The organism is Streptomyces sp. Qhu_M48 (assembly GCF_051305195.1).
Taxonomy (GTDB): Bacteria; Actinomycetota; Actinomycetes; order Streptomycetales; family Streptomycetaceae; genus Streptomyces.
The window spans coordinates 1,607,760-1,631,865 of sequence record NZ_CP195432.1; the positions used below are offsets into that span (position 1 = coordinate 1,607,760).

Consider the following 24,106-nt stretch of genomic DNA (forward strand, 5'->3'; position numbering starts at 1 on the left):
GCCCCATGACGACCACGGACGATCCGGCGGAGTCGGAACGGACCGCCGGACTGGATGACCCGGGCCGTCGGCGTCATGCTGGTCCCCGCCGCCCTCGGCTCCACGCTCACCTCGCTCGCCGGGCCCGCCGAGGGCCTGCTGCCGCTCTCCCGGGAGGAGGGCCGTCGACCCCGGCGAGCTGCCCGTCTCCCTGCTCCGACAGGCCGACGGCACCCCCGCCCGCCGCCCGCGCCGCGGAAGCCCGACAACACCCGGCTGGATCCACCCCGACCACCGGTGACCCTCCGGCACGCCGTAGCGTCACTCCCACCATGCCGGGAAACGTGACACGCGCCTCCGCCGCCCTGCTGGCCCTCGGCGCGCTCGCGTACACGGCGTGGGTCCTCGAAGTCCTCGTCCGGACCGGGCTCGACCCGGTCCGGACGTACGTCTCCGAACTCGCCGCGGCCGACCAGCCGCTGGGCGGCCTCTTCCGCGCCACGGACCTGCTGGCGGGCGTCCTGGTCCTCGCGGGGGCGGTCACGGGGCTGGTGGGGACGGGCGCCCGTCCCTCCCGCGAGCCCTGGGCGTTCGGGGGCTGGATCGCGCTCGCCGCCTTCGGGGCCGCCACCGCCGTCGACTCGCGCCTCCCGCTCAGCTGCGCCCCGACCGCCGACCCCGAGTGCGCCGCGCGCGAGACCGCAGGCCTCGTGCCCGCCACCCATACGGCCCATGCCGTCAGCTCCGGTCTCGCCATGACCGGCGCCCTCGTCGCCCTGGTCGCCCTCACCGTGGCCGCCCGCCGCTACGGCCGCCCACGCCCCCTCGCCCGTACCGGACCCGCCCTCGTCGCCCTGGAGCTCGCCGCCACCGTCTGGACCCTCGCCGCCATCGCCGCCTTCGAGGCCGGGAAGGGCATCTGGGCGCTCGGCGCGGGCCAGCGGCTCCAGGTGCTCCTGGTGGCGGTGTGGCTCGCGGTCCTCGCGTACTCCCTCGCCACCGCGGAGGAGGAACGATGACCTTCGTACGGATCGGGGGCGTGGCCCACCACGTCCTCGTCCAGGGCTCGGGCCCGGTCTGCGTCCTGAGCGCGGGCCTCGGCCTGAGCTGGTTCGACTGGGAACGGGTCGTCCCGCTCCTCACCCCGCACCGCACGGTCGTCCGCTTCGACCGCCCGGGACACGGCCTCTCCGCACCCGCCGCCGCGCCGACCACCGCCACCGGCGAGGCCCACCGGATCGCGGCCCTCCTCGACGCGCTCCCCGGGCCCGCCACGCCCCCCGGGCCCGTCACCGTCGTCGGGCACTCGATCGCCGGCTTCCACGCCGAGGCCTTCGCCCGGCTCCACCCCGACCGGACCGCCCACCTGGTGCTCGTCGACTCCTCGGTGGAGGAGCGCCCCCGTACCCTCGCGCGCACGTACTCGGGGACCGCGCGCGTCGCCGCCGCCGTCCTCTCCGCGGCCGGAGTCCCGGCCGCCCTGGGACCGGCGGTCCGCCGTGCGGCCGTGCGCCACGACCCGGCCCCCGCCGCCCTCGTCCGCCGCGTCTACCGGACCTCACGCGTCCTGCGCGGCGCCCTCCTGGAGAACGCCCGCTACGGAGCCGTCGCCGCCGAACTCCTCGACCTGCGCGCCGCGCACCCGCTCCCGCCGGGCCTCCCGGTCACCGTCCTCGCCGCCCCCGACGGCTCCGCGCGCTGGGAGCGGCGCCAACGCGCGCTGGCCCGGCGGCTCGGCGCCTCCTACGAGGCGGCCGTGCCGTCGGGCCATCTGGTCATGCTGGACCGCCCGGACGCGGTGGCCCGTGCGGTGCTGCGCGCGGGTCAGGAAGCGGCGTAGACGCTCGCGCAGAACGCCTGCATCTGCTCGTCCGACAGGTGCTGGGCCAGATCCGCCTCGCTGATCATGCCGACGAGCCGCTTGTCCTCGATGACGGGGAGACGCCGGATCTGGTGACTCTGCATCTCCTCAAGGACGGCGCCGACGTCGGCGCCCGACTCGACCCAGCGCGGAGTGCCCTTGGCCATCTCGCCACAGGTGATCCTGGCCGGGTCGTGGCCCATCGCCACACAGCCGACCACGATGTCGCGGTCGGTGAGGATGCCGCAGAGCCGTTCGTTCTCGTCGGCGATGGGCAGCGCGCCCACGTTCATGTCGCGCATCAGCTGCGCGGCGCGGTCGAGCGTCTCGTGTGCCGGGATCCACCGGGCCCCGGGGTGCATGATGTCCTTCGCCGTGGTCATGGGGTGCGTACCTTTCGTCGGACGCGGTCACGCGTGGGTCCCCGAGCCCCATCCATTGTCGGCGTCCGACCCGGGCACCGCGACTTGTCGGCGTACGACAGGGCCCCCGTGACCGCGGAGGGTCACGGGGGCCGAGCCGGTCCCGCCCCGGTCGCTCAGGCGGTGACGCCGCGCTTCCGCAGCATGTCGGCCATCAGCAGCATCTCGGACTTCTGCGCGTCGACCATGCCCTGCGCGAGACCGCGCTCGACGTCCACCGAGCACCTCCGGACACAGCCCTCGGCCATGTGGACCCCGCCCCTGTGGTGCTCGGTCATGAGCTTCAGGTACAGGATCTCGGCCTCGCGGCCGCTCGCCTCGCGCAACTCGTCCATCCGCGCGTTGGTCGCCATGCCGGGCATGAGGGCGCCGTCGAGCGGGCCGGTGTCGCCGGAGCCGCCCATCCCCATCCAGGTCATCGGCTCGACGCCGGACTCGACCTTGGGCAGTCCCCACAGGTCGAGCCAGCCGAGCATCATGCCCCGCTGGTTGGCCTGGGTGTTGGCGATGTCGTACGCGAGACGGCGCACCTCCTCGTCCCGGGTGCGGTCCCGGACGATGAACGACATCTCGACGGCCTGCTGGTGGTGCACGGACATGTCCCGGGCGAAACCCGCGTCCGCGGAGAGGGAGACGGGCGTACGCGGTGCCTCCTCGCGCTCGGCGGAGGCGACGGTCACCGCGCCCCCGGCGAAGAGCAGGGCGAGCGCGACGGCGGTGACCGCCGCCCACTGCGTCCGGTTCGGCCGCCGGGGCGGGGCCGCCGGGACGTCGTCCCCGGGGTGGTGCTCCCCGATGTCCCCGTCGCCCCGGCTGCCGCTGCCCCGGCTCACTGGCCGATTCCGCCGGAGCAGGCGGCGCCGGGCTCGGGGGTCTGCGGGCCCTGGACGTACTTGGTGAAGAAGGCGTCGATCCGGGGGTCGCTCGCGCTGTCCACGGTGACCTGCTTGCCCCAGGCGGAGAGCATGAGGGCGCCGGCCTGGTCGTCCACCGGGCTCATCAGCGTGTACTTCGTCTTGCCGACCTTCTCCTCCAGCTTCTTCACGTCGTCGGCGGCGGCCTTCTTGTTGTACGTCACCCAGACGGCCCCGTGCTCCAGGGAGTGCACGGCGTTCACCTCGGAGACGGCCTTCTTGTAGACCACGCCGTCGCAGTTCATCCAGACCGGGTGGTGGTCGCCGCCGACCGGCGGCTTCATCTCGTACTTCACGGCCGTCTCGACGTGGTTGCGGCCGAGCTTCTCGGCGTCCCAGGTCTTCTCGGCGGTGATGGGGGCCTTCGCGGCGGCGTCCTTCTTGTCCTGCTCGTCGGACTTCTTCATCAGCACGAAGCTGCCGAAGCCGACGAGCCCCAGCACGACCACGGTGGAGACACCGATGGTGAGGAGGCGGTTGCGGCGCTCGCGGGCCTGCTCGGCGCGGCGCATCTCCTCTATTCGGGCGCGGCGGTCGGCGTTGGAGGAGCGGTTGGCGGCCATGGTGATGTCGTCCTTCTTCAGGGGTGGGGTGGAGTTCGCGGTGGGACGTGCGGGGGCGGGACGCCCGCCGCCGCTATGTCCGAAGAACTTGAAGGACGTGCAGGTCCGGCGCGCGCGGCCGGGCGCCGGGACGGCGCACCAGGCCGTCACCGGACGGCGGGTCGAGGCGCGGCAGGCCGTCCGCCGTCTGCAGCGGCGGGTCGAGCGGGGGCGCGCTGAGCACCGCGGGGGAGAGGGAGGGGAAGAGGGAACAGCCGCCGCGGTCGTACGGACAGACGTACTCGACGGCGGGGGACCCGGCTGCGACGGCGGCGGATCCGGTCGTCGCGAGGGAGGCGGTGGTGGCCGCCCGGGTGTCCGGGGCGGTGGTGGCGGTCCCGGTGTCCGGCCGCGGCGCGGCCTCCTCGTGATGGCCTTCGGGTCCGGCGCCCAGACAGAAGAAGAGCGCGGCGAGGAGCGTCGCCACGGCACTCACCAGTGCCATGGGACGCGCGTGCCGGGACGGACGTACGAGCCGTGGGGCCCCCATGGGCGCAGATCGTAGTGTGCGCGGGCCGCCTGTGGGCCGAACGGGGTACCACTCGGTACCGAAAGGCGGGCGTCGCGGGGGCGAACGAGCGCGATCCGGAACCCGGACGCGACCCCTCCCCCGTTACCTGCGTCACACCCGAGCAGGCAGTATGGGTGTGCAACGTGCGCGAAACCATGTGGTGGGATGCTCAGGTGCCCCCCGATGTTGCCCGAGGCGGTGGGAGCAGGCGGCCTGACCAGCGAGGATGGGTGTGGAAATGGACAAGCAGCAGGAATTCGTGCTCCGGACGCTCGAGGAGCGCGACATCCGCTTCGTACGTCTGTGGTTCACCGACGTGCTCGGCTTCCTCAAGTCGGTGGCCGTGGCGCCCGCCGAGCTTGAGCAGGCCTTCGACGAGGGCATCGGGTTCGACGGCTCCGCGATCGAGGGCTTCGCCCGTGTATACGAGTCGGACATGATCGCCAAGCCGGATCCGGGCACCTTCCAGATCCTGCCGTGGCGCGCCGAGGCCCCGGGCACGGCGCGGATGTTCTGCGACATCCTGATGCCCGACGGGTCGCCGTCCTTCGCTGACCCGCGCTACGTCCTGAAGCGGGCGCTGGCCAAGACCTCGGACCTGGGCTTCACCTTCTACACGCACCCCGAGATCGAGTTCTTCCTCCTGAAGGACAAGCCGCTCGACGGCACCCGCCCGACCCCGGCGGACAACTCGGGCTACTTCGACCACACCCCGCAGAACGTGGGCATGGACTTCCGCCGCCAGGCGATCACCATGCTCGAATCGATGGGCATCTCGGTGGAGTTCAGCCACCACGAGGGCGCGCCGGGCCAGCAGGAGATCGACCTCCGCTACGCCGACGCGCTCTCCACGGCCGACAACATCATGACCTTCCGCCTGGTCATGAAGCAGGTCGCGCTCGAACAGGGCGTGCAGGCCACCTTCATGCCGAAGCCGTTCTCGGACTACCCGGGCTCGGGCATGCACACCCACCTGTCGCTCTTCGAGGGCGACCGGAACGCGTTCTACGAGTCCGGCGCGGAGTACCAGCTCTCGAAGGTCGGCCGCTCCTTCATCGCGGGCCTGCTGAAGCACGCGGGCGAGATCTCGGCCGTCACCAACCAGTGGGTCAACTCGTACAAGCGCATCTGGGGCGGCTCGTCCCGCACGGCAGGCTCGGGCGGCGAGGCCCCCTCGTACATCTGCTGGGGCCACAACAACCGCTCCGCCCTCATCCGCGTCCCCATGTACAAGCCGGGCAAGACGGGCTCCTCCCGCGTCGAGGTCCGCTCCATCGACTCGGGCGCCAACCCGTACCTGACGTACGCGGTCCTCCTCGCCGCCGGCCTCAAGGGCATCGAGGAGGGCTACGAACTCCCGGCCGGCGCCGACGACGACGTGTGGGCCCTCTCCGACTCGGAGCGCCGGGCGATGGGCATCGAACCGCTCCCGCAGAACCTGGGCGAGGCGATCGCCCTGATGGAGAAGAGCGAGCTGGTCGCGGAGACCCTCGGCGAGCACGTCTTCGACTTCTTCCTCCGCAACAAGAAGCAGGAGTGGGAGGAATACCGCTCCGAGGTCACCGCGTTCGAGCTGCGGAAGAACCTGCCGGTGCTGTAGCAGCTGGCAGCTGGCAGCGGCCAGGAGCGGGCGGAGCCCGTCACCTGCCCCCGGGGCCGACGGCCGTGAACCGTCGGCCCCGAGTCGTCCCGTCGCCCGGGGGCGCCGGACTCGGGAACACCGGGGAGGGGAGGCCGCCGGTGTGTCGTGCGTTGAGGCGGGCGGGAAACTCCGGCGGTTCTTCGGCCGGTTCCAGGCGGGACGGTCCGTCGGCGCTAGCGTCGGGTTCATGCCGGAACACCGTCCCCGCGTCTGGTACGCCGCCTACGGCTCCAACACGCATGCCGAGCGCCTCCGTGGCTACCTCGCCGGAGGCCGTCCGCCCGGGGGCGCGCGGGAGTTCCCCGGCTGCCGCGATCCGCGGGCGCCCGAGCGCTCCGTCGCCGTCGAGCTGGCCGGGCAGGTGTACTTCGCGACCGAGTCGGCCGTGTGGACCGGGGGCCGGGCGTTCTACGACCCGGGGGTGGACGGCAGCGCGTGGGGCGTCGCCCATCTGCTGACCGTCGGGCAGTTCTCCGACATCGCCGCCCAGGAGATGTACCGCGCGCCCGGCGCCGACCTCGACCTGGCCGAGGTCCTCGCCACCGGCCGGTGCGTCCTCGGTCCCGGACGGTACGAGACCCTCGTCTGCCCGGGGGACCTCGACGGCCTGCCCGTACTCACCTTCACCGCGTCCTGGCCGATGCCGCCGGCGGACGCGCTCCGCCGGCCCTCCGCGGCCTATCTGCGGCACCTGGCGGCCGGGCTCGGCGGGACCGGGGCGTGGCGGCCCGCCGAGGTCGCCGCCTATCTGGCGTCCCGTCCGGGCGCGGCCGGGCACTGGACGCCGGAGGACGTGGCCGCCCTCAGCGTTCCGACAGCTCCGACGGGGCCTCCTGGACCAGCCAGCCGTTTCCGTCCGGGTCCTCGAAGGTCATGAAGGAGTTCCAGGTGCCGCCCTTGCCCTCCTCCCAGCCCGCCGCGCCCACGTGCCGGACCGGGGAGACGTCGACGCCCCGGGCGAGCAGCTCCGCCCGCCCGGCCTCGATGTCCGTGACGCAGAGCTGGAGGCCCTGGAGCGTCCCCGGTGCCATCTCCTTCGTGCCCGGCATCGGCGGCATGCCGCTCAGCAGGGCGATCGAGCAGCGCGAGCCCGGCGGGGTGGCCTGGATGACGCGCACGCCCGGCGCCACCTCGTCGTCCAGGTCGATCGTGAAGCCGCACTTCTCGCCGTAGAACTCCTTCGACCGGTCCAGGTCCGTGACGGGGACCGGGACGACTTCCAGTGTCCAGTTCATGGGTTCCTTCTCCTCTTTCCGGTCCCGGGTTCCCCGGACGTCCCGGGGCCCGACCCTGCCACCGTGGCGCACCGGGGCGCGGCGCGCACCTCGGCCCGGCCCGGCCCCGGACCTGACGGAAAATCGTCGTCGCATCCTCCCGGGTGCGGCGCCGGGCGGGGCGCAGAGGCGGGAATGTTCCCCTGATGTTCCGTCTGTTCCGTCCACGGTGCGAAATTGATCGCAGTCGACGGCTCCAGGGTCTCCCAACCTCCTTATAGTGAGCCTGCTTTGATCACATGACCGCGACGCGTGCGACTGTCGCCACAGGATCCAGGACACATGACGCGCCCTTCCTCCGCAGAGCCCGCGCCCGATCCGACTCCGACCCCGCCGCCTCCCGGATGCCCGGCGCACGCCGGCCCGGCGGCCGTGCCGCTGAGCGGCCCCGGGTTCCAGACCGACCCCCGGGCCGTCTACCGCGCCATGCGGCGCGACCACGGACCCGTCGTCCCCGTGGAGCTCCCCGGCGGGGTCCCCGCCTGGCTGGTCATCGGCTACCGGGAGATCCACCAGGTCACCAGCGACGGGCAGTTGTTCCCCCGCGACGTCGGCCTGTGGAACCAGTGGCCGCACATCCCCGACGACTGGCCGCTGCTCCCCATGGTCGGACGGCCCATGCCGTCCATCTACTTCACCGCGGGGGAGGAGCACCGGCGGCACGTCCGGATGGTGGTGCCCGCCCTGGAAAGCGCCGACCCGTACGAGATCCGCGGCCACTGCGAGGAGCTGGCCGACCGGCTGATCGACGCGGTGTGCGGCCGGGGCACGGCCGACCTCGTGGCCGACTTCTGCGAACCGCTCCCCGTCCTCGTCCTCGCCCGCCTCATCGGGTTCCCCGACGACGAGGGCACCGACATATCCCGGGTCCTGAAGGACCTGGCCGACGGCGGCCCGGAGGCACAGAGCGCCCACCTGCGGTTCGCGGAGCACATGGGGCGGCTGGTCGCCGCGAAGCGGGCCGAGCCCGGCGACGACATCACCTCCCGCATGCTCGCCTTCCCCGAGGCGTTCACCGACGAGGAGTACATGCTCGACCTGATGGCCGTCACGGCCGCCGGGCACCTCACCACCGCCGACTGGCTCGGCAACTCCCTGCGGCTGATGCTCACCGAGACCGGGTTCGCCGACTCGATGGCCCGCGGCCGGCACAGCGTCTCCGAGGCCACGACCGAGGTCCTCTGGGAGGACGCGCCCACCCAGATCCTGGCCGGACGCTGGGCCGCGCGGGACACCCGGCTCGCCGGCCGGGCCGTCAAGGCCGGCGACATGCTGCTGCTCGGCCTCGGGGCCGCCAACACCGACCCGCTGATCCGCCAGGGCCTCCCCGACGGCGGCGCGGCCGCGCGCGGCGGCAGCGGCGCGCACCTGGCGTTCAGCCACGGCGAGTACCGGTGCCCGTTCCCCGCGCAGGAGATCGCCGAGATCATCGTCCGTACCGGCATCGAGGTCATGCTCGACCGGCTGCCCGACCTCGAACTCGCCGTCCCCGCCGACGAACTCGTCCGGCGGCCCTCCGCCTTCCTGCGCGGCACCACCTCGCTCCCCGTCCGGTTCACCCCCGTACGCACGACAGGAGACCCCTCGTGAACTGCCCTCACGCCGCCGCCCAGGACGGCGGGACCGTCGTCATCGACCCGATGGTCCAGGACCTGGACGGCGAGACGGCGCGGCTGCGTGACGCCGGCCCGCTGGCCCGGATCGACCTCCTCGGCGTGCCCGCCTGGGCCGTCACCCGGCACGCCGACGCCCGGCGGCTCCTGGTCGACCCCCGCCTCGTGAAGGACCTCGACGTCTGGAGCCTGTGGCGGAGCGGCGCGGTGACGCACGCGTGGCCGCTCATCGGGATGATCGACGCCGGCCGGTCCATGTTCACCGTCGACGGCGCCGAGCACCGCCGACTGCGCACCAAGACCTCCCAGGCGCTCACCCCGCGCCGTCTGGAGGCGATACGCCCCGACATCGAGAAGTTCACCGCGGAACTTCTCGACGCGCTGGCCGAGGGCGGGGCGGGCGGTGCCGTCGTCGACCTCAAGGCCGTGTTCGCGCAGCCGCTGCCCATGCGGGTGGTCGGCATGCTGATGGGTGTCGACCCCGCCTCGAACACCATGCTGACCCGGCAGTACAAGAAGTTCTTCTCGATGCTCACCCCGCAGGACGAGCGGCTCGCCCTCCTGGCCGAGCTGGACGTCTTCTACGCCGGTCTCGTCCGCGAGAAGACCGCGCGGCCCACCGACGACCTGACCTCCGCGCTCATCCTCGCCGACGAGGGCGGCGAGCCGCTCACCGAGGAGGAGGTGGTCGGCAACCTCAAGGCGATGGTCGCCGCCGGGCACGAGACCACGATCGGGCTCATCCTCAACGCCGTGCGCGCGCTGCTCGCCCACCCCGACCAGCTGCGGCTGGTCCTGGACGGGGAGGTCTCCTGGGAGACCGTGATCGAGGAGACCCTGCGCTGGGACACCCCGACCACCCATCTGCTGATGCGGTTCGCCACCGAGGACATCGTGGTGGGCGACGGCGTCATCGCCCAGGGCGACGGCGTGGTCATCTCCTACCGGGCGATCGGCCGCGACCCCGAGCAGCACGGGCCCGGCGCCGACGCGTTCGACGTCACCCGCCCCGGCCCCGTCCGGCACATGACCTTCGGTCACGGCCCGCACATCTGCCCCGGCGCGGCGCTCTCCCGCGTCGAGGCCGGGATCGCCCTGCCCGCCCTCTTCGCGCGCTTCCCCCGGCTGCGGCTCGCGGTGCCGGACACCGACCTCCGCAAGCTGCCGGTGATGACGCAGAACGACATGGAGGCGTTCCCGGTCCTCCTCGACGCCTGAGCCCGGGCCGCCGTGACCGTACGCCCACCCCGGTCACGGCGACCGGGGGTTCCCGTCACGGCGGCCGCACGGCGGGCCGGCTTTCAGCGTCCCGCCGGGGTCCAGTGCAGTCTGCCGTCCAGGCCCATCGCCGCCACCCCGTCCGGACCCGCGTCCGGCGCCCCCGCGAAGAGGAACCGCTCCAGCGTCCATACCGGGCTCGTCCCCGTCCGGCCGTGCGGCGCCGTCGCCAGGAATCCGGTACGGGACCGGACCGCGAGCATCCCGTCACCGCCGCTCACCGGGCCGAAGCCCGCGACTCCGGACCCCGGCAGCTCGGTGACCGGGGAGACCGGGCCCACGCCCGAGAAGTCGGCGCTGCGCAGGTCGCCGGAGGCCGGCTTGCGGAACCAGAGCCGTACGCCGTCGCCGTCCGGCGCCGCGCTCGCGCTCAGCGCCAGCGTCGTCGGCGGAAGACCGGTCCGCACCGGCCCCGTGAGCGGCCCGCCGGAGTACCGGCGCGCCCACACGAGGACGGTGTCCGGGGTGCTCGCGAAGACGTACTCCCGGCCCGTCCCGTCCGTCGCCGCGACCGGGTCGCCGTACACGTCGGAGCCGCCGAGCACCCGCCACGGACCCCAGCCGCCGTCCGCGCCCTGCTCGCGGGCGGTCAGACGGTGGTGGCTGTCGCGCAAAAGCAGCGTCGCCCGGCCGTCGCCGCCGACGGTCACGGCGGGCGCGCTGATGTCCGAGGTGCCGCTCGCGTCGTCCCGCTCGGGCGTGCCGAGCGAGCGCCACGGGCCGAAGGCGCCGCCGGGGGCCGTCTGCTCGGTGGCCACCACCTCACGGTGGTAGTCGGCGAGCACCGTCCGGGTCCCGAAGACCGCGATGCGGCCGTCGGGCAGCGTCACCGAGGTGACCCCGCTGTCCAGGCCGCCGCCCGGCAGCAGCGTCGGGCCGCGCCACGCGCCGCCGTCCGCCGGCTTCCGCCAGGTCGCGAGGTGTCCGTCGAGGACGGAGAAGGCGTGGAGGCCGCCGTCCCGGTCCTGCCGCACCCAGGAGGTGGAGGTGCCCCGGGCGTACCGGACGGTGTCGCTCCAGCCCCGGCCGGCCGGCCGCGCGGCCACCTTCAGGTCGCCGCAGCCCGCGAGGGTCCCGCAGTCGTTGACGCCGTCCAGCCAGGCGTAGGTCTTCAGGGTCTTCAGCTTGGCGCCCGCCGTCTCGGGGTCGAGCGTGTGCGGCAGGAGGCTTGTGGGGTAGCCGAGGTAGTTCTGGACGCCGACATGCGGGTGCCCGGGAAGCTCCGCGTACCGGGCGAGCGCGGCCTGCGCGAACCGCGCCCCGTACAGGTGGTCCTGGTGGTCCCGGAGCTTCCCGGTCCGCGGGTACGTGCCCGGGCTCGGGTCCTGCATCCGCACGAAGGTCGGCCGGAACCGGTCGAGCAGCCCCGCGACGGTGGCCACGACCTGGTCCTTCGTGTACGCGAAGTCGGCGCCGACCGGTGTGCCGGAGGAGCGCTGCGACTCCAGGGCGGCTATGCGGCCGTGCCACAGGCCGCTGAGGCTGTGCGGGCGGTCGTCGCTGATCGAACCGGCCTCGCGCAGCTGCAGCCACACCAGTTTGACCTGCGGCTTCGCGCGCAGCGTGTCCAGTTCGGCCATCGCGCCGCCGGAGGTGGGTATCGCGGTCCGGTCCCAGGGGCTGGTCCGGCTGCCGGTCACCATCTCGGCGTACGCGGCGCGTATGCCGTTCTGCCGGGCCTCGGCGTAGCCCGCCTTGTCGGCCTCGGTGTCCTCGGCGTCGCGCGGGCGGGCGTTGACGCCGTCCGACTCGCCGGCGGTGAGGTAGACGGAGGCCAGGGGGGTGCCGGAGCGGAGGGACTGGGAGACGTCCGGGTTCATGAAGTACAGGTCGTCGTCCGGGTGCGCCACGATCTGCACGACGGAGGTGCGGGCCTTCGGCCTCCCCTTCGGCGTGGCGGGGGCGGGGGAGCGCGGCGCCCGGACCAGCTTCGCCGGCGCCTCAGCCTCGGCCGCCTTCTCCCTGGCAGCCCTCGCCTCGTCCGCCCGCCTCCCGTCCGCCCGCGCCCCGGAGACCTTCGCCTCCGGTGCCGCGTGCGCCGCCGACGGGCTCGGCGCCCCCGTCACGGACAGGAGCCCGGCGAAGGTGCCGCCCACCAGGACGGCCGTCACAGCCGTGGAGACGGTCCTGCGGCGAGACGGGCGGAGGCGGGGGCGGAGGCGGACGGGCATGTGCGGTGGCGCGCTTTCGACAGGGGCCGGACAGCGGTCGGACGGTCGGGAGGACGGTCGGACCGGCGGTCGGACCGGCGGGTGGTCCCGCGCTTTCGGACGGGTTCGGGCAGGCGGAGGTGTCCGCCCCGAGCAAGACGGACTTTCAAGAAATACGGTTCATCGGCCTCGAAAAGCGATCAATGTGCGGGACATCACGTGTGACCCGCTGCGAACCGAAGGCCTGGGCGCCCCCGTCCCCCGCTCCGGATAGGCTCGATCCACCCCGGTCCCACCCGGGGGCGGACCTGTGACGAGGGAGCGGCGGAATGACGGTTCCGGGACGCAGGAGCAGTACGTTCTCACGGCTGCTGCGGCACGGGTTCACCGACCCCTCCGCAGCCGAGCGGCTGCTCGACGTGCCCGAGCTCTCCGCCCTGCGCGGAGACTCCGTCCTGCTCGACGCCCTCGGCGCCACCGCCGACCCCGATCTCGCCCTGCGCGGTCTCGTCCGCCTGGTCGAGGCGCAGCCGGAGACCGAGCGGCAGACCTTCACGGCCACCCTGCTCTCCGCCAAGCCGTTCCGGGACCGCCTCCTCGGGGTGCTCGGCGCCTCCGAGGCGCTCGCCGACCACCTGGCCCGGCACCCCCGCGACTGGGAGTCGCTCGTCACGTACGAGGCGGCCGACCTGCACCCGGGGGTGGCCGAGTTCGAGCGGGGGCTCGCCGAGGCCGTCGACGCGGACTCCCTGCGGATCGCCTACCGCCGCTGTCTGCTGGCCATAGCGGCCCGTGACGTGTGCGGCACCACCGACGTCGCCGAGGCGGCCGCCGAGCTGGCCGACCTGGCGACGGCCACCCTGCGCGCGGCGCTCGACATCGCCCGGACCGCGGCGCCCGCCGACGCCGCCGCGTGCCGGCTCGCGGTGATCGCCATGGGCAAGTGCGGCGGCCACGAGCTCAACTACGTCTCCGACGTGGACGTGATCTTCGTGGGGGAGCCGGCCGAGGGCGCCGACGAGGGCAAGGCGGTCCAGGCCGCGACCCGGCTCGCCTCCCACCTGATGCGGCTCTGCTCGGAGACCACCGTCGAGGGCACCATCTGGCCGGTCGACGCCAACCTCCGCCCCGAGGGCCGCAACGGCCCCCTCGTCCGTACCCTCTCCTCCCACCTCGCCTACTACCAGCGCTGGGCGAAGACCTGGGAGTTCCAGGCCCTGCTGAAGGCGCGCGCGGTGGCCGGAGACACGGAGCTCGGCGCCCAGTACATCGCCGCCGTCTCCCCCCTCGTCTGGCAGGCCGCCGAGCGCGAGAACTTCGTCCCCGACGTGCAGAAGATGCGCCGCCGGGTCGTCGACAACATCCCCGCCGCCCAGGTCGACCGCGAACTCAAGCTGGGCCCCGGCGGTCTGCGGGACGTCGAGTTCGCCGTCCAGCTCCTCCAGCTGGTGCACGGCCGGAACGACGCCACCCTGCACAGCGGCAGCACCCTCGACGCGCTCGCCGCCCTCGCCGCCGGCGGCTACGTCGGCCGGGCCGACGCCTCCCAGCTCGACGAGGCGTACCGCTTCCTGCGGGCCATGGAGCACCGCATCCAGCTGTACCGGCTGCGCCGCACCCACCTCGTCCCGGAGGACGAGGCCGACCTGCGCCGCCTCGGCCGCTCGCTCGGCCTGCGCACCGACCCGGTCGCCGAGCTCAACAAGGAGTGGAAGCGGCACGCGGCCGTCGTCCGGCGGCTGCACGAGAAGATCTTCTACCGGCCGCTGCTCGACGCGGTCGCCCAGCTCGCCCCCGGCGAGATCCGGCTCAGCCCGAAGGCGGCCGGACAGCGACTGGAGGCGCTCGGGTACGCGGACCCCGCCGCCGCCCTGCGCCATCTGGAGGCACTGGCCTCCGGGGTGAGCCGGAAGGCCGCGATCCAGCGGACGCTGCTCCCGGTGCTGCTCGGCTGGTTCGCGGACTCGGCCGACCCGGACGCGGGCCTGCTCGGCTTCCGCAAGGTCTCCGACGCCCTCGGCAAGACCCCCTGGTACCTGCGGCTGCTCCGGGACGAGGGCGCCGCCGCCGAGAACCTCGCCCGGGTGCTGTCCGCCGGGCGCCTCGCCCCCGACCTGCTGCTGCGCGCCCCGGAGGCGGTCGCGCTCCTCGGTGACCCGGAGGGCCTGAAGCCGCGTGGCCGGGACCATCTGGAGCAGGAGGTCCTGGCGGCGGTGGGCCGCGCGGCCGACGCCGAGCAGGCCGTCGCGGCGGCCCGCGGGGTACGGCGCAGGGAGCTGTTCCGTACCGCCGCGGCCGACCTCATCCGCTCGTACGGCACCGAGGACAGCCCCCGCGAGCCCGATCCGGGCGCGCTGGTCGACCGGGTGGGCGAGGCGGTCACCGATCTCAACGCGGTGACGATCGCGGGCGCCCTGCGGGCCGCCGTCCGCGCCGAGTGGGGCGACGAGCTGCCGACCCGGTTCGCGGTCATCGGCATGGGCCGCTTCGGCGGTCACGAGCTGGGGTACGGCTCCGACGCCGACGTCCTGTTCGTGCACGAGCCGCGCGAGGGCGTCGACGAGCAGGAGGCGGCCACCGCCGCGAACCGGGTGGTCGCCGAGATGCGACGGCTCCTCCAACTCCCCACCGCGGACCCGCCGTTGCTGATCGACGCGGATCTCAGGCCGGAGGGCAAGAGCGGCCCCATGGTCCGCACCCTGAAGTCGTACGCGGCCTACTACCACCGCTGGTCGCTGGTCTGGGAGAGCCAGGCGCTGCTGCGGGCCGAACCCATGGCGGGCGACCGGGAACTGGCGGACCGCTTCATCGAACTCGTCGACCCGCTGCGCTACCCGGCCGAGGGCCTCGGCGAGGACGCGGTCCGGGAGATCCGCCGCCTCAAGGCCCGGATGGAGTCCGAGCGGCTGCCCCGCGGCGCCGACCCGACCCTCCACGCCAAGCTGGGCCGCGGTGGCCTGAGCGACGTCGAGTGGACGGTCCAGCTCCTCCAGATGCGGCACGGCTGGGCCGAGCCGGGGCTGCGGACCACGCGGACCCGGGAGGCGCTCGGGGCGGCGCACGCGGCCGGCCTCATCCCGACGGAGGAGGCGCAGACCCTGGACGAGGCGTGGGTCCTCGCCACCCGCGTCCGCAACGCCGTGATGCTGGTCCGCGGCCGGCCCGGCGACACCTTCCCCTCGGACCCGCGCGAACTCGCCGCGGTCGGACGGTACCTGGGGTACGAGTCCGGCCATGTCGGCGAGATGGTCGACGACTACCGCCGGATGACGCGCCGGGCGAGAGCGGTGGTGGAGGAGCTGTTCTACGGAGCGCTCTGAGAGCTCTGACCGGTCTTCAGGTAGGGCTGGAGCAGGGTGCCCCACGCCTTGTCGATCTTCTCGTACTCGCCGGGGCACCGGACGGCCCGGGCCTCGGGCAGGACCCCGTCGGGGTTGGCCTCGGTCTGGACGACGCCCTGGTAGGCGGCGGGGTCGGAGCCGTACAGCCAGCAGATGGCGTTGTAGTACCGCTGGGCGTCGAGGGCGTGCTCGTCGGCGAGTTGTCCGGTGATGTCGCCGTTCTCGGCGGCCACGGCGAGGGCGCCCCAGGCCTCGATGTCGCTCACCGCGTACTGCTGGCGCAGCGGGTCGCCCGCGAGCAGGAGCGTGGCGAGCTGGTCGGCCGCGTCCTCCTCCCGGCCGGTGCTCGGCAGTTCGTAGAGGTCGATCAGGGCGTGTGCGAGTTCGTGGAAGACCGTGCTGTTGGAGACGCCGATGAGGTCGTCCTCGGTGGCCCGGTCCTGCTGGGCCTGGGTGCCGGTCGTGTTGAGCTTCTCGAAGAGGCCCCGGTACGCGCCGACCAGCTCGTAGCAGAAGAGGATGCCCTGGGATTCCGGGTCCCAGTAGGCGTTGGCGTCGCCGCCGCAGCTCAGGGCCGTCAGGGGGACGTCACGGGGCAGCCCGATCAGGGAGTTGATGTGGGCCGCCGCGCTCTCCAGGACCTCGTTCCCCTGGAGGAACTCCTGTTCCGCCTGGTCGGTGGCCGTCTCGGCGGGCTGGTAGTCCACGACGAGAAGTCCCGGTCCGGGTACGGCGGGTGCGGAGGAAACGGCGGGGGCGGCGGCCGTGGCGGTCGACGCTCCGAGGGTCAGCAGGGTGGCGGCGGCCACGACCGCGGCCGCCCAGGCCCGGTGGAACAGCATGCTCGTCTCCGATCCGGAGAGTGCCCCGATTCCACCGGCCGACGGGGGGTGGGCCCCCTCTCGGCCGTACCTCATCAGGATAGGCCCGGCCCCCGGTTCAGGGCGCGTCGAGCAGCGTCCTCACATGGGTCAGGTACCCCGTGAGCGCCAGCTCGAAGGCGTGGTCGGCGCGGCCCTCGGGCACCGCGCCCAGGGCGCGGGCCAGTTGGGGTGTCGCCGTCTCGTCGGCCAGCTCCCACATGGCCTCGGGGGCGGCCATGTCGAGCGCGGAGCCGAGGACGAGGTTCTCCAGGGCGATGATCACGGGCATGACGTCCGGGAGGGCGAACCCCGCGTCGAGCAGGCGGCCGACGGCCCGTTCGTACTGGAGGAGGACCTTGGGGGCGCGGACCGGCGAGGTGGTGAGGAGCGGGATGGCGCGCGGGTGGGCGGCGAAGGCGGCCCGGTAGGAGAGGGCCCAGGCGGTGAGGGCCGCGTCCCAGGGTTCCCGGTCGAGGGTGTCGGTCTCGATGGCGGCGGCCACGCGCTCGCGCAGCAGCTCGACGATGCCGTCGCGGCCGTCGACGTGGTGGTACACGGAGGCGGTCTGCACCCCGAGGCGCCGGGCGATCTGCGGGACGCTGAACTCGCCCCGCTCGTCGACGATGTCGAGCGCCGTGGTGGCGATGCGTTCCCGGTCGAGGAGCGGTCTGCGCGGCCGGCCCATGAGGTGTCACTCCCTGTTCAGGTCTTCCCGAATCGTCGAACGCGAGGTTACATTGCGCAAACCGAAAGCCTTTAGGTTTCTGCTTCCCCGGGACACCGCCGCCCCGACACGTCCACCACCGGAAGGGCTTCCTGCCGCATGCCCGCACCCACCGCCCCCGACGAGCCCCCAGGGCTGAGAACCGGCACCCTCACCACCGCCGACATCTCCTTCTTCGTCGTCTCCGCCGCCGCCCCGCTCACGGTCATGGCGGGCGTCGCACCCGTCGCCATCGCCCTCGGCGGCATCGGCGCACCCGTCGGCTACCTCCTGGCCGGCCTCACCCTCACCGTCTTCGCCGTCGGTTTCACCACCATGAGCCGCCACGTCCGCAGCGCCGGCGCCTTCTACGCGTACATCACCCGCGGCCTCGGCGCCCCCATCGGCATCGCCTCCGCACTCGTCGCCCTGCTCGGCTACAACGGCATGGAGATCGGCGTCTACGGACTCCTCGGCTCCGCCACCTCGGACACCGCCGCCTCCCTCGGCCACGACGTCCCCTGGCTGCCCGTCTCCCTCGCCGGCCTGCTGCTCGTCTGGTACGGCGGCTACCTCTCGATCGACTTCGGCGCCAGACTCCTCGGCGTCCTCCTCGTCGCCGAGACCGGCATCCTCGTCCTCCTCGCCGGCGGCGTCCTGATCGACGGCGGCGCCCAGGGACTCTCGCTCGGCGGCCTCGCCCCCGCGCACGTCCTCACCGGAGGCACCGCGGCCGTCCTGGCCTGCGCCTTCGCCGCCTTCACCGGCTTCGAGTCCACCGTGATCTACCGGCGCGAGGCCAGGAACCCCGAGCGCACCATCCCGCGCGCCACCTACATCGCGGTCGCCTTCCTCGGCCTCTTCTACGCCTTCGTCGTCTGGACCGTCATCCAGGCCTTCGGCGAGGACAAGGTCGTCCAGGCCGCCGCCGACGACCCCGGCGGCCTCTTCTTCGCCGCCATCACCACCTACGTCGGAGCCTGGGCCGCCGACCTGATGCACCTGCTCATCATCACGAGCGTCCTCGCCTCCCTCCTCGCCTTCCACAACGCCATCAACCGCTACACCCTCTCCCTCTCCGAGGAGGGCGTGCTGCCGAAGGCCCTCGGCCGCATCCATCCCCGCCACCGCTCCCCCTACATCGCCGGAGCCGCGCAGACCGCGCTGGGCGCCGTCGTCGTCCTCGCCTTCGCGCTCGCCGGAGCCGACCCGTACCAGCAACTCCTGCTCTGGGTGAACACGCCGGGAATGATCGGTCTCATGGTCCTCCAGCTGCTCGCCGCGCTCGCCGTGCCCTGCTTCTTCCGGCGGATCGACCACCGCGAGGGCCCGCTCCGCACGGTCGTCGCGCCCGTCGTCGCGTTCGTGCTGCTCGCCGGGGCGATCGGCCTCGTCACCCTCAACATCGAGCTCTTCACCGGGGCCTCGACCACGGTCAACACCGTGCTCGTCTCCCTCGTCCCCGCCGTCTTCGCCCTCGGACTCCTCCTCGCGTACCGGCTGCGCCGCACCCGCCCCGAGACCTACGCCCGCTTCGCCGCGGAACCCACCGAAACGACCGACCCTGGAGCCCTCACGTGTCCTCCGCACCCGACCTCGTCCTCGTCAACGCCCGCGTCCGCGACCCCGGGCTCACCGGTGCCACCGCCGTCGCGGTCCATGGCGGACTGATCACCGCCCTCGGCACCGACGCCGAGGCCCGTACCTGGACCGGGCCCGGCACCGAGACGGTCGACCTCGGCGGCGCCACCCTCACCCCCGGCCTCACCGACGCGCACAGCCACCCCGTCTGGGGCCTGGAGATGTTCCACGGCACCGACCTGTCCGGCGTCACCGACCTCGACGGGCTGCGCACCGCCCTCCGGAACGCCGAGCGCCACGACGGCTGGATCCTCGGCCACGGCCTCGACCACAACGTCTTCGACGGCCGCCCGGTCCACCGCGACCTCGTCGAGGACGTCCTCGACGGCGCCCCCGCCCACCTGCGCCTCTACGACGGACACTCCGTCCTCGCCAGCGCCACCGCCCTCAGGGCCGCCGGCATCGACGGGCCCCGCGCCTTCGCCCAGCACTCCGAGATCGTCTGCGACGCCGGAGGCCGCCCCACCGGGCACCTGGTCGAGCACGCCGCCATGGACCTGATGACCCCGGTCCTGCCCACCCAGCCGTACGCCGAGCGCCGCGACCGGCTCGTCGACCTGCTGACCGGCATGGCCGCCACCGGCCTCACCGCCGCCCACGTCATGGACCTCGGCGGACACGACGTACCCGGCCTCCTGACCTCCCTGGAGGAGGACGGCGAGCTGCCGCTGCGCCTGCGCCTCGCCCCCTGGTGCATGCCGGGCGCCACCGAGGAGGAGCTGGACGGTTTCGTACGGCTCCAGGCGCGGGCCGGGCGCCTCTGGGCGATCGGCGGCGTCAAGTTCTTCATGGACGGCACCGTCGAGGGCGGCACGGCCTGGCTGGAGCACGCCGACTGCCACGGCCGGGGCACCGACGCCTTCTGGCCCGACCCGGCCGCGTACTCCGCCGCTGTCCGCCACCTCCACCGCGCCGGTGTCGGCACCGCCACCCACGCCATCGGCGACGCCGCCGTCCGGCACGTCCTCGACACCGTCGAAGGCCTCGGTCCGGGCGGTACCCGCCACCGGATCGAGCACATCGAGACGGTCCCCGACGACCAGCTCGGGCGGTTCGCCGCACTCGGGGTCGTCGCCTCGATGCAACCCCCGCACACCGCGTACACCCGCGCCGACCACACCGACGAGTGGTCCCGGCGGCTCGGCGAGGAGCGGGCCGCCCGCGCCTGGCGCTGCCGTGACCTGCGGGACGCCGGGGCGCACCTCGCGCTCGGCTCCGACTGGCCCATCGCCCACTACGACGCCCGGCAGGTCCTCGCCACCGCCCGCGCCCCGCGCGGCGCCGCCTCGGCCCGGCACGGGCTCACCGGCCTGATGGCCCTGGAGGGGATGACCACGCACGCGGCGGTCGCGGCGGGGGAGGAGACGGTTGCGGGCCGGGTCGCCCCGGGGTACCGGGCCGACCTCACCGCCTTCGCCGTGGACCCGGTGGAGGCCCCGGCGGACGAGACCGAACAGGCCCCGGTCCGGCTCGCCGTCGCCGGCGGCCGGATCACCTACCGGAACTGACGCGCCGGAGCCGACGGGCCCGGCCTGATCACCTGCGGGAGGCGACCCGCCGGAGCCGACGGCCCGGCCGGATCACCTGCGGGAAGCGACCGACTGCCCCGAGTCGCCGGCCGGGTCCTGCTCGTCCTCGCGGTCCGTCCCCTTCGCCGGGGACGGGCCGCCGCGTGCCACGACGCCGGGCGCCGGCTCCACCAGCTTGGGCAGGCGGTGCGGGCGCGAGCCGTACCAGAAGTACGAGACCGCGAAGCCGAAGGCGAGGCAGATCATGCCGCCGACCGCGTCCAGCCAGAAGTGGTTCGCGGTGGCGACGATCACGACCAGGGTCGCCGTCGGGTAGAGCAGGCCCAGGATCTTCGCCCAGGGCGCCTTCGCGAGCAGGAAGATCGTCAGCCCGCACCAGAGCGACCAGCCGATGTGCATCGACGGCATCGCCGCGTACTGGTTCGACACGTGTTTGAGGTTGCCCGAGGCCATCGAGCCCCAGGTCTCGTGGACGAGCACGGTGTCGATGAAGTCCTGGCCGTTCATGAGCCGGGGCGGCGCGAGCGGGTACAGGTAGTAACCGACCAGGGCCACGCCGGTGGTGGCGAACAGGACGGTACGGAACGCCGCGTAACGGCCCGGGTGCCAGCGGTACAGCCACACGAGCACACCGATGGTCACGACGAAGTGCAGCGTCGCGTAGTAGTAGTTCATCGACACGATCAGCCAGGTCACCGAGTTCACGGCGTGGTTGACGGCGTGCTCGAAGGCGAGACCGAGGGACTCCTCGGCCCGCCAGATCCAGTCCGCGTTCCGGAGCGCCTGGGTCTTCTGCTCCGGCACCGCGTTGCGGATGAGCGAGTACGTCCAGTAGCTCACGGCGATGAGCAGGATCTCGAACCAGATAGTGGGACGCCGAGGCGTGCGCGCGCGCAGGCGCGCGAACCTGCCGTCGGCCACGATGGGTGACGACGGGGTCGTCCGGTTGTCCAAACTCTTCACGGTCGTTTCACCCATAGGGAGAGAGTCTGCCAGATCCCGTCCCCCCGACCGATCATCCCTCGGACGGGTTCGCGGCGCACCCGGTCCACCTCAAGAAGGAGGTCGCACGGGGGATCGGCAAGGGGTCGGCAGGGGTCGGGCAGAGGGTCAGGCGGTGGGACGTACGGCCGACGGCGCCGAGGCGGTCGACCCCCGGACGACCAGCTCGGGCATGAAGACGAACTCGGAGTGCGGGGCGGGGGTGCCCCCGACCTCTTCGAGCAGCGCGCGGACCGCGGCCTGCCCCATCGCCTGCACGGGTTGCCGGATGGTGGTCAGCGGCGGATCGGTGAACGCTATGAGGGGCGAGTCGTCGAAGCCGACGACGGAGACGTCCCTCGGCACGTCGAGCCCCTGCTGCCGGGCTGCCCTGATCGCGCCGAGCGCCATCATGTCGCTCGCGCACACGACCGCCGTGCAGCCGCGGGAGATCAGCGCCCCGGCGGCGGCCTGGCCGCCCTCCAGGGTGTAGAGGGAGTGCTGGATCAGCTCCTCGGACTCCTCGAAGCCGAGGCCGAGCCGCTCCTCCATGCCCTTCTGGAAGCCCTCTATCTTGCGGAGCACCGGCACGAACCGCTTCGGCCCGACGGCGAGCCCGATCCGGGTGTGGCCGAGCGCGGCCAGGTGCGTCACCGCGAGCCGCATCGCGGCCCGGTCGTCGGGGGAGACGAAGGGCGCCTGGACCTTGGGGGAGAAGCCGTTGAGGAGGACGTAGGGGACACCCTTGCCGCGCAGCTGGTCGTAGCGCGTCATGTCGGCGGTGGTGTCGGCGTGCAGTCCGGAGACGAAGATGATGCCGGCGACGCCCCGCTCCACCAGCATGTCGGTGAGCTCGTCCTCGGTGGAGCCGCCGGGGGTCTGGGTGGCGAGGACCGGCGTGTATCCCTGCCGGGTCAGGGCCTGCCCGATGACCTGCGCGAGCGCGGGGAAGATCGGGTTGTCCAGTTCGGGGGTGATGAGGCCGACGAGCCCCGCGCTGCGCTGGCGCAGTCGTACGGGCCGCTCGTAGCCGAGCACGTCGAGCGCGGCAAGGACGGACTCGCGGGTGGCCGTGGCCACACCGGGCTTGCCGTTGAGCACGCGGCTGACTGTGGCCTCACTGACCCCCGCCTGGGCTGCGATGTCGGAGAGCCGCGCGGTCATGGGAGTGGACTGTACCGGTCACGGGGCGTATTGCCCACCGACCGGGTGATGCAAGCCACTCCGCAAGGTCTTGCAGCTTTTGCGGGGCGTGAGTGGCGTGATCGGGGAGCGCACGCGGGGCCGCGCGGCGCACGAGGGGCGCGTGTCAGCTGCTGTCAAGCGATTCAACGGCAACCTTAGGGACACGTGGATGTAACGATCCCCGGTCCTTGCAGAAAGTTCCCGCAAGCTCTTTCGGCTCGTTTTCATCCCTGTTACGTTCCTGGCAACCCGGAGCGCCGCGAGGGAGCGGTCGCATGAGGAAGGTTCCAGCCCCTCGTCCCCCCGGGATCAGTTGAAGGAGTTCACATGCGGCGTGGCATAGCGGCCACCGCGCTGGTCGCGGCCCTGGGCGTGACCCTGGCGGCGTGCGGTAGTGACAGCGGTTCGGACGGCGCCCCGAAGAGCTCGGGCGAGCTCTCCGGCACCGTGACCTGGTGGGACACCTCGACGGTGGGCTCCGAGGACAAGGTCTTCAAGAAGCTCGCCGAGGGCTTCACGAAGAAGCACCCGAAGGTCACCGTCAAGTACGTGAACGTGCCGTTCGGCGAGGCGCAGAACAAGTTCAAGAACGCCGCGCAGTCCGGCTCCGGCGCCCCCGACGTCATCCGCTCCGAGGTCGCCTGGACCCCCGAGTTCGCGGACCTCGGCTACCTGGCCCCGCTGGACAAGACCCCCGCGCTGAAGGGGTCCGAGGACTTCCTGAAGCAGGCCGCCGCGTCCACCCAGTACAAGGGGAAGACGTACGCCGTCCCGCAGGTCATCGACTCCATGGGCATCTTCTACAACAAGAAGATCTTCAAGGAGGCCGGCGTCCAGGTCCCCAAGACCATCGACGAGCTGAAGAGCGTCTCCGCCAAGATCAAGCAGAAGACCGGCAACCCCGGCCTGTACCTGCGCGGCGACGACGCCTACTGGTTCCTCTCCTTCCTCTACGGCGAGGGCGGCGACCTCGTCGACGCCGAGAAGAAGACGATCACCGTCGACAACGCGGCCGGCGTCAAGGGCTTCAAGGTCGTCAAGGACCTGGTGGACTCCGGTGCCGCCAAGACCGACGCCACCGACGGCTGGAACAACATGCAGACCGCCTTCAAGGACGGCAAGGTCGCCATGATGATCAACGGCCCCTGGGCCGTCTCCGACACCTACGCGGGCAAGGAGTTCGCCGACAAGGCGAACCTGGGCATCGCCCCGGTGCCGGCCGGCTCGGCCGGTCAGGGCGCCCCGCAGGGCGGTCACAACCTCGCGGTCTACGCGGGCTCCAAGAACCTGGACGCCTCGTACGCCTTCACCGAGTACATGACCTCGGTCGAGACGCAGACGGCGGTCGCGAAGGAGCTCAGCCTGCTCCCGACCCGCGAGTCGGTCTACATCAAGCCCGACGTCGCGACCAACGAGATGATCACGTTCTTCAAGCCGGTCGTCGACAAGGCCGTCGAGCGCCCCTGGATCCCGGAGACCGGCAGCCTCTTCGCGCCGCTCGTCACCGAGTACACCAAGGTCCTCACCGGCCAGACCACTCCGGAAGCGGGAGCCAAGGCGTCCGGCGACGCCTACCGCAAGCTCCTGAAGGACTGGAAGTAGAAGGAAGGCTGACCG

At 72.9% G+C, this 24,106-nt stretch carries 20 protein-coding genes; 10 read left to right on the forward strand and 10 right to left on the reverse strand.

Annotated features, from left to right (window positions below):
* Nucleotides 1-311 precede the first annotated feature (311 nt).
* Both ACRRSS_RS07585 and ACRRSS_RS07590 read left to right on the forward strand, forming a co-directional pair.
* Complete coding sequence (locus ACRRSS_RS07585) at nucleotides 312-998, forward strand: DUF998 domain-containing protein (protein WP_435970458.1); 687 nt, start codon at nucleotides 312-314, stop codon at nucleotides 996-998.
* Nucleotides 995-1,819, forward strand: coding sequence for an alpha/beta fold hydrolase (locus ACRRSS_RS07590; protein WP_435970459.1), 825 nt, complete (start codon nucleotides 995-997; stop codon nucleotides 1,817-1,819). Before ACRRSS_RS07585 ends, ACRRSS_RS07590 begins: the two co-directional genes overlap by 4 nt.
* Here ACRRSS_RS07590 and ACRRSS_RS07595 read toward each other — a convergent pair.
* The 4 genes from ACRRSS_RS07595 to ACRRSS_RS07610 form a co-directional block, all read right to left on the reverse strand.
* A complete protein-coding gene (locus tag ACRRSS_RS07595; RefSeq protein ID WP_435970460.1) occupies nucleotides 1,804-2,223 on the reverse strand; it encodes a CBS domain-containing protein in 420 nt (139 codons plus the stop codon). The two genes, ACRRSS_RS07590 and ACRRSS_RS07595, sit on opposite strands and share 16 nt — an antisense overlap.
* Nucleotides 2,224-2,378: 155 nt before the next feature.
* The gene (locus ACRRSS_RS07600) at nucleotides 2,379-2,963 is read right to left on the reverse strand and encodes a DUF305 domain-containing protein (protein WP_435975273.1); all 585 of its coding nucleotides are present in this window, start codon (nucleotides 2,961-2,963) and stop codon (nucleotides 2,379-2,381) included.
* 128 nt (nucleotides 2,964-3,091) lie between these two features.
* Nucleotides 3,092-3,739: a DUF3105 domain-containing protein gene (locus ACRRSS_RS07605; RefSeq protein WP_435970461.1), complete on the reverse strand. Its 648-nt coding sequence runs from the start codon at nucleotides 3,737-3,739 to the stop codon at nucleotides 3,092-3,094.
* Between the two features lie 73 nt (nucleotides 3,740-3,812).
* The gene (locus ACRRSS_RS07610; protein ID WP_435970462.1) at nucleotides 3,813-4,223 is read right to left on the reverse strand and encodes a hypothetical protein; all 411 of its coding nucleotides are present in this window, start codon (nucleotides 4,221-4,223) and stop codon (nucleotides 3,813-3,815) included.
* 304 nt (nucleotides 4,224-4,527) lie between these two features.
* Between ACRRSS_RS07610 and ACRRSS_RS07615 the strand changes: the two genes are divergently transcribed.
* Entirely contained in the window at nucleotides 4,528-5,889 is a 1,362-nt protein-coding gene (locus ACRRSS_RS07615; protein ID WP_093876415.1) for a glutamine synthetase family protein, read from the forward strand.
* A 229-nt stretch (nucleotides 5,890-6,118) separates the two neighbouring features.
* Nucleotides 6,119-6,808 (forward strand): histone deacetylase, encoded by a 690-nt coding sequence (locus tag ACRRSS_RS07620; protein ID WP_435970463.1) that lies wholly within the window; start codon nucleotides 6,119-6,121, stop codon nucleotides 6,806-6,808.
* Here ACRRSS_RS07620 and ACRRSS_RS07625 read toward each other — a convergent pair.
* The gene (locus ACRRSS_RS07625) at nucleotides 6,735-7,166 is read right to left on the reverse strand and encodes a VOC family protein (RefSeq protein WP_435970464.1); all 432 of its coding nucleotides are present in this window, start codon (nucleotides 7,164-7,166) and stop codon (nucleotides 6,735-6,737) included. The two genes, ACRRSS_RS07620 and ACRRSS_RS07625, sit on opposite strands and share 74 nt — an antisense overlap.
* A gap of 321 nt (nucleotides 7,167-7,487) precedes the next feature.
* On the opposite strand from ACRRSS_RS07625, the gene ACRRSS_RS07630 reads away from it, so the two are divergent.
* Together ACRRSS_RS07630 and ACRRSS_RS07635 are read left to right on the forward strand one after the other, a co-directional pair.
* The gene (locus tag ACRRSS_RS07630) at nucleotides 7,488-8,795 is read left to right on the forward strand and encodes a cytochrome P450 (protein ID WP_435970465.1); all 1,308 of its coding nucleotides are present in this window, start codon (nucleotides 7,488-7,490) and stop codon (nucleotides 8,793-8,795) included.
* Nucleotides 8,792-10,036, forward strand: a complete 1,245-nt coding sequence (locus ACRRSS_RS07635) for a cytochrome P450 family protein (protein WP_435970466.1) — start codon at nucleotides 8,792-8,794, stop codon at nucleotides 10,034-10,036. The genes ACRRSS_RS07630 and ACRRSS_RS07635 overlap by 4 nt, the downstream gene beginning before the upstream one ends.
* Nucleotides 10,037-10,119: 83 nt before the next feature.
* Here the strand turns inward: ACRRSS_RS07635 and ACRRSS_RS07640 are convergent, their stop codons facing one another.
* Nucleotides 10,120-12,267 carry a PIG-L family deacetylase gene (locus tag ACRRSS_RS07640; RefSeq protein ID WP_435970467.1) on the reverse strand — a complete coding sequence of 716 codons (2,148 nt, stop codon included), beginning with the start codon at nucleotides 12,265-12,267 and terminating at the stop codon, nucleotides 10,120-10,122.
* Nucleotides 12,268-12,575: 308 nt separating this feature from the next.
* Between ACRRSS_RS07640 and ACRRSS_RS07645 the strand changes: the two genes are divergently transcribed.
* On the forward strand, nucleotides 12,576-15,566 hold the full coding sequence (locus tag ACRRSS_RS07645) for a bifunctional [glutamine synthetase] adenylyltransferase/[glutamine synthetase]-adenylyl-L-tyrosine phosphorylase (protein ID WP_435970468.1): 2,991 nt from the start codon (nucleotides 12,576-12,578) through the stop codon (nucleotides 15,564-15,566).
* On the opposite strand, the gene ACRRSS_RS07650 is transcribed toward ACRRSS_RS07645, so the two are convergent.
* Together ACRRSS_RS07650 and ACRRSS_RS07655 are read right to left on the reverse strand one after the other, a co-directional pair.
* Nucleotides 15,551-16,429: a DUF4344 domain-containing metallopeptidase gene (locus tag ACRRSS_RS07650; RefSeq protein WP_435970469.1), complete on the reverse strand. Its 879-nt coding sequence runs from the start codon at nucleotides 16,427-16,429 to the stop codon at nucleotides 15,551-15,553. The genes ACRRSS_RS07645 and ACRRSS_RS07650 overlap by 16 nt on opposite strands.
* A gap of 97 nt (nucleotides 16,430-16,526) precedes the next feature.
* Nucleotides 16,527-17,135, reverse strand: coding sequence for a TetR/AcrR family transcriptional regulator (locus ACRRSS_RS07655; RefSeq protein ID WP_435970470.1), 609 nt, complete (start codon nucleotides 17,133-17,135; stop codon nucleotides 16,527-16,529).
* A gap of 138 nt (nucleotides 17,136-17,273) precedes the next feature.
* On the opposite strand from ACRRSS_RS07655, the gene ACRRSS_RS07660 reads away from it, so the two are divergent.
* Together ACRRSS_RS07660 and ACRRSS_RS07665 are read left to right on the forward strand one after the other, a co-directional pair.
* Complete coding sequence (locus tag ACRRSS_RS07660) at nucleotides 17,274-18,824, forward strand: APC family permease (protein WP_435970471.1); 1,551 nt, start codon at nucleotides 17,274-17,276, stop codon at nucleotides 18,822-18,824.
* Nucleotides 18,731-20,302, forward strand: coding sequence for an amidohydrolase (locus ACRRSS_RS07665; protein WP_435970472.1), 1,572 nt, complete (start codon nucleotides 18,731-18,733; stop codon nucleotides 20,300-20,302). The genes ACRRSS_RS07660 and ACRRSS_RS07665 overlap by 94 nt, the downstream gene beginning before the upstream one ends.
* Nucleotides 20,303-20,374: 72 nt before the next feature.
* Here the strand turns inward: ACRRSS_RS07665 and ACRRSS_RS07670 are convergent, their stop codons facing one another.
* Both ACRRSS_RS07670 and ACRRSS_RS07675 read right to left on the reverse strand, forming a co-directional pair.
* Complete coding sequence (locus tag ACRRSS_RS07670; RefSeq protein ID WP_435970473.1) at nucleotides 20,375-21,301, reverse strand: phosphatase PAP2 family protein; 927 nt, start codon at nucleotides 21,299-21,301, stop codon at nucleotides 20,375-20,377.
* 132 nt (nucleotides 21,302-21,433) lie between these two features.
* Entirely contained in the window at nucleotides 21,434-22,468 is a 1,035-nt protein-coding gene (locus ACRRSS_RS07675) for a LacI family DNA-binding transcriptional regulator (protein ID WP_435970474.1), read from the reverse strand.
* Between the two features lie 348 nt (nucleotides 22,469-22,816).
* Here ACRRSS_RS07675 and ACRRSS_RS07680 point away from each other — a divergent pair, with 348 nt between their 5' ends.
* Nucleotides 22,817-24,091, forward strand: a complete 1,275-nt coding sequence (locus tag ACRRSS_RS07680) for an extracellular solute-binding protein (RefSeq protein ID WP_435970475.1) — start codon at nucleotides 22,817-22,819, stop codon at nucleotides 24,089-24,091.
* Nucleotides 24,092-24,106: the final 15 nt, after the last annotated feature.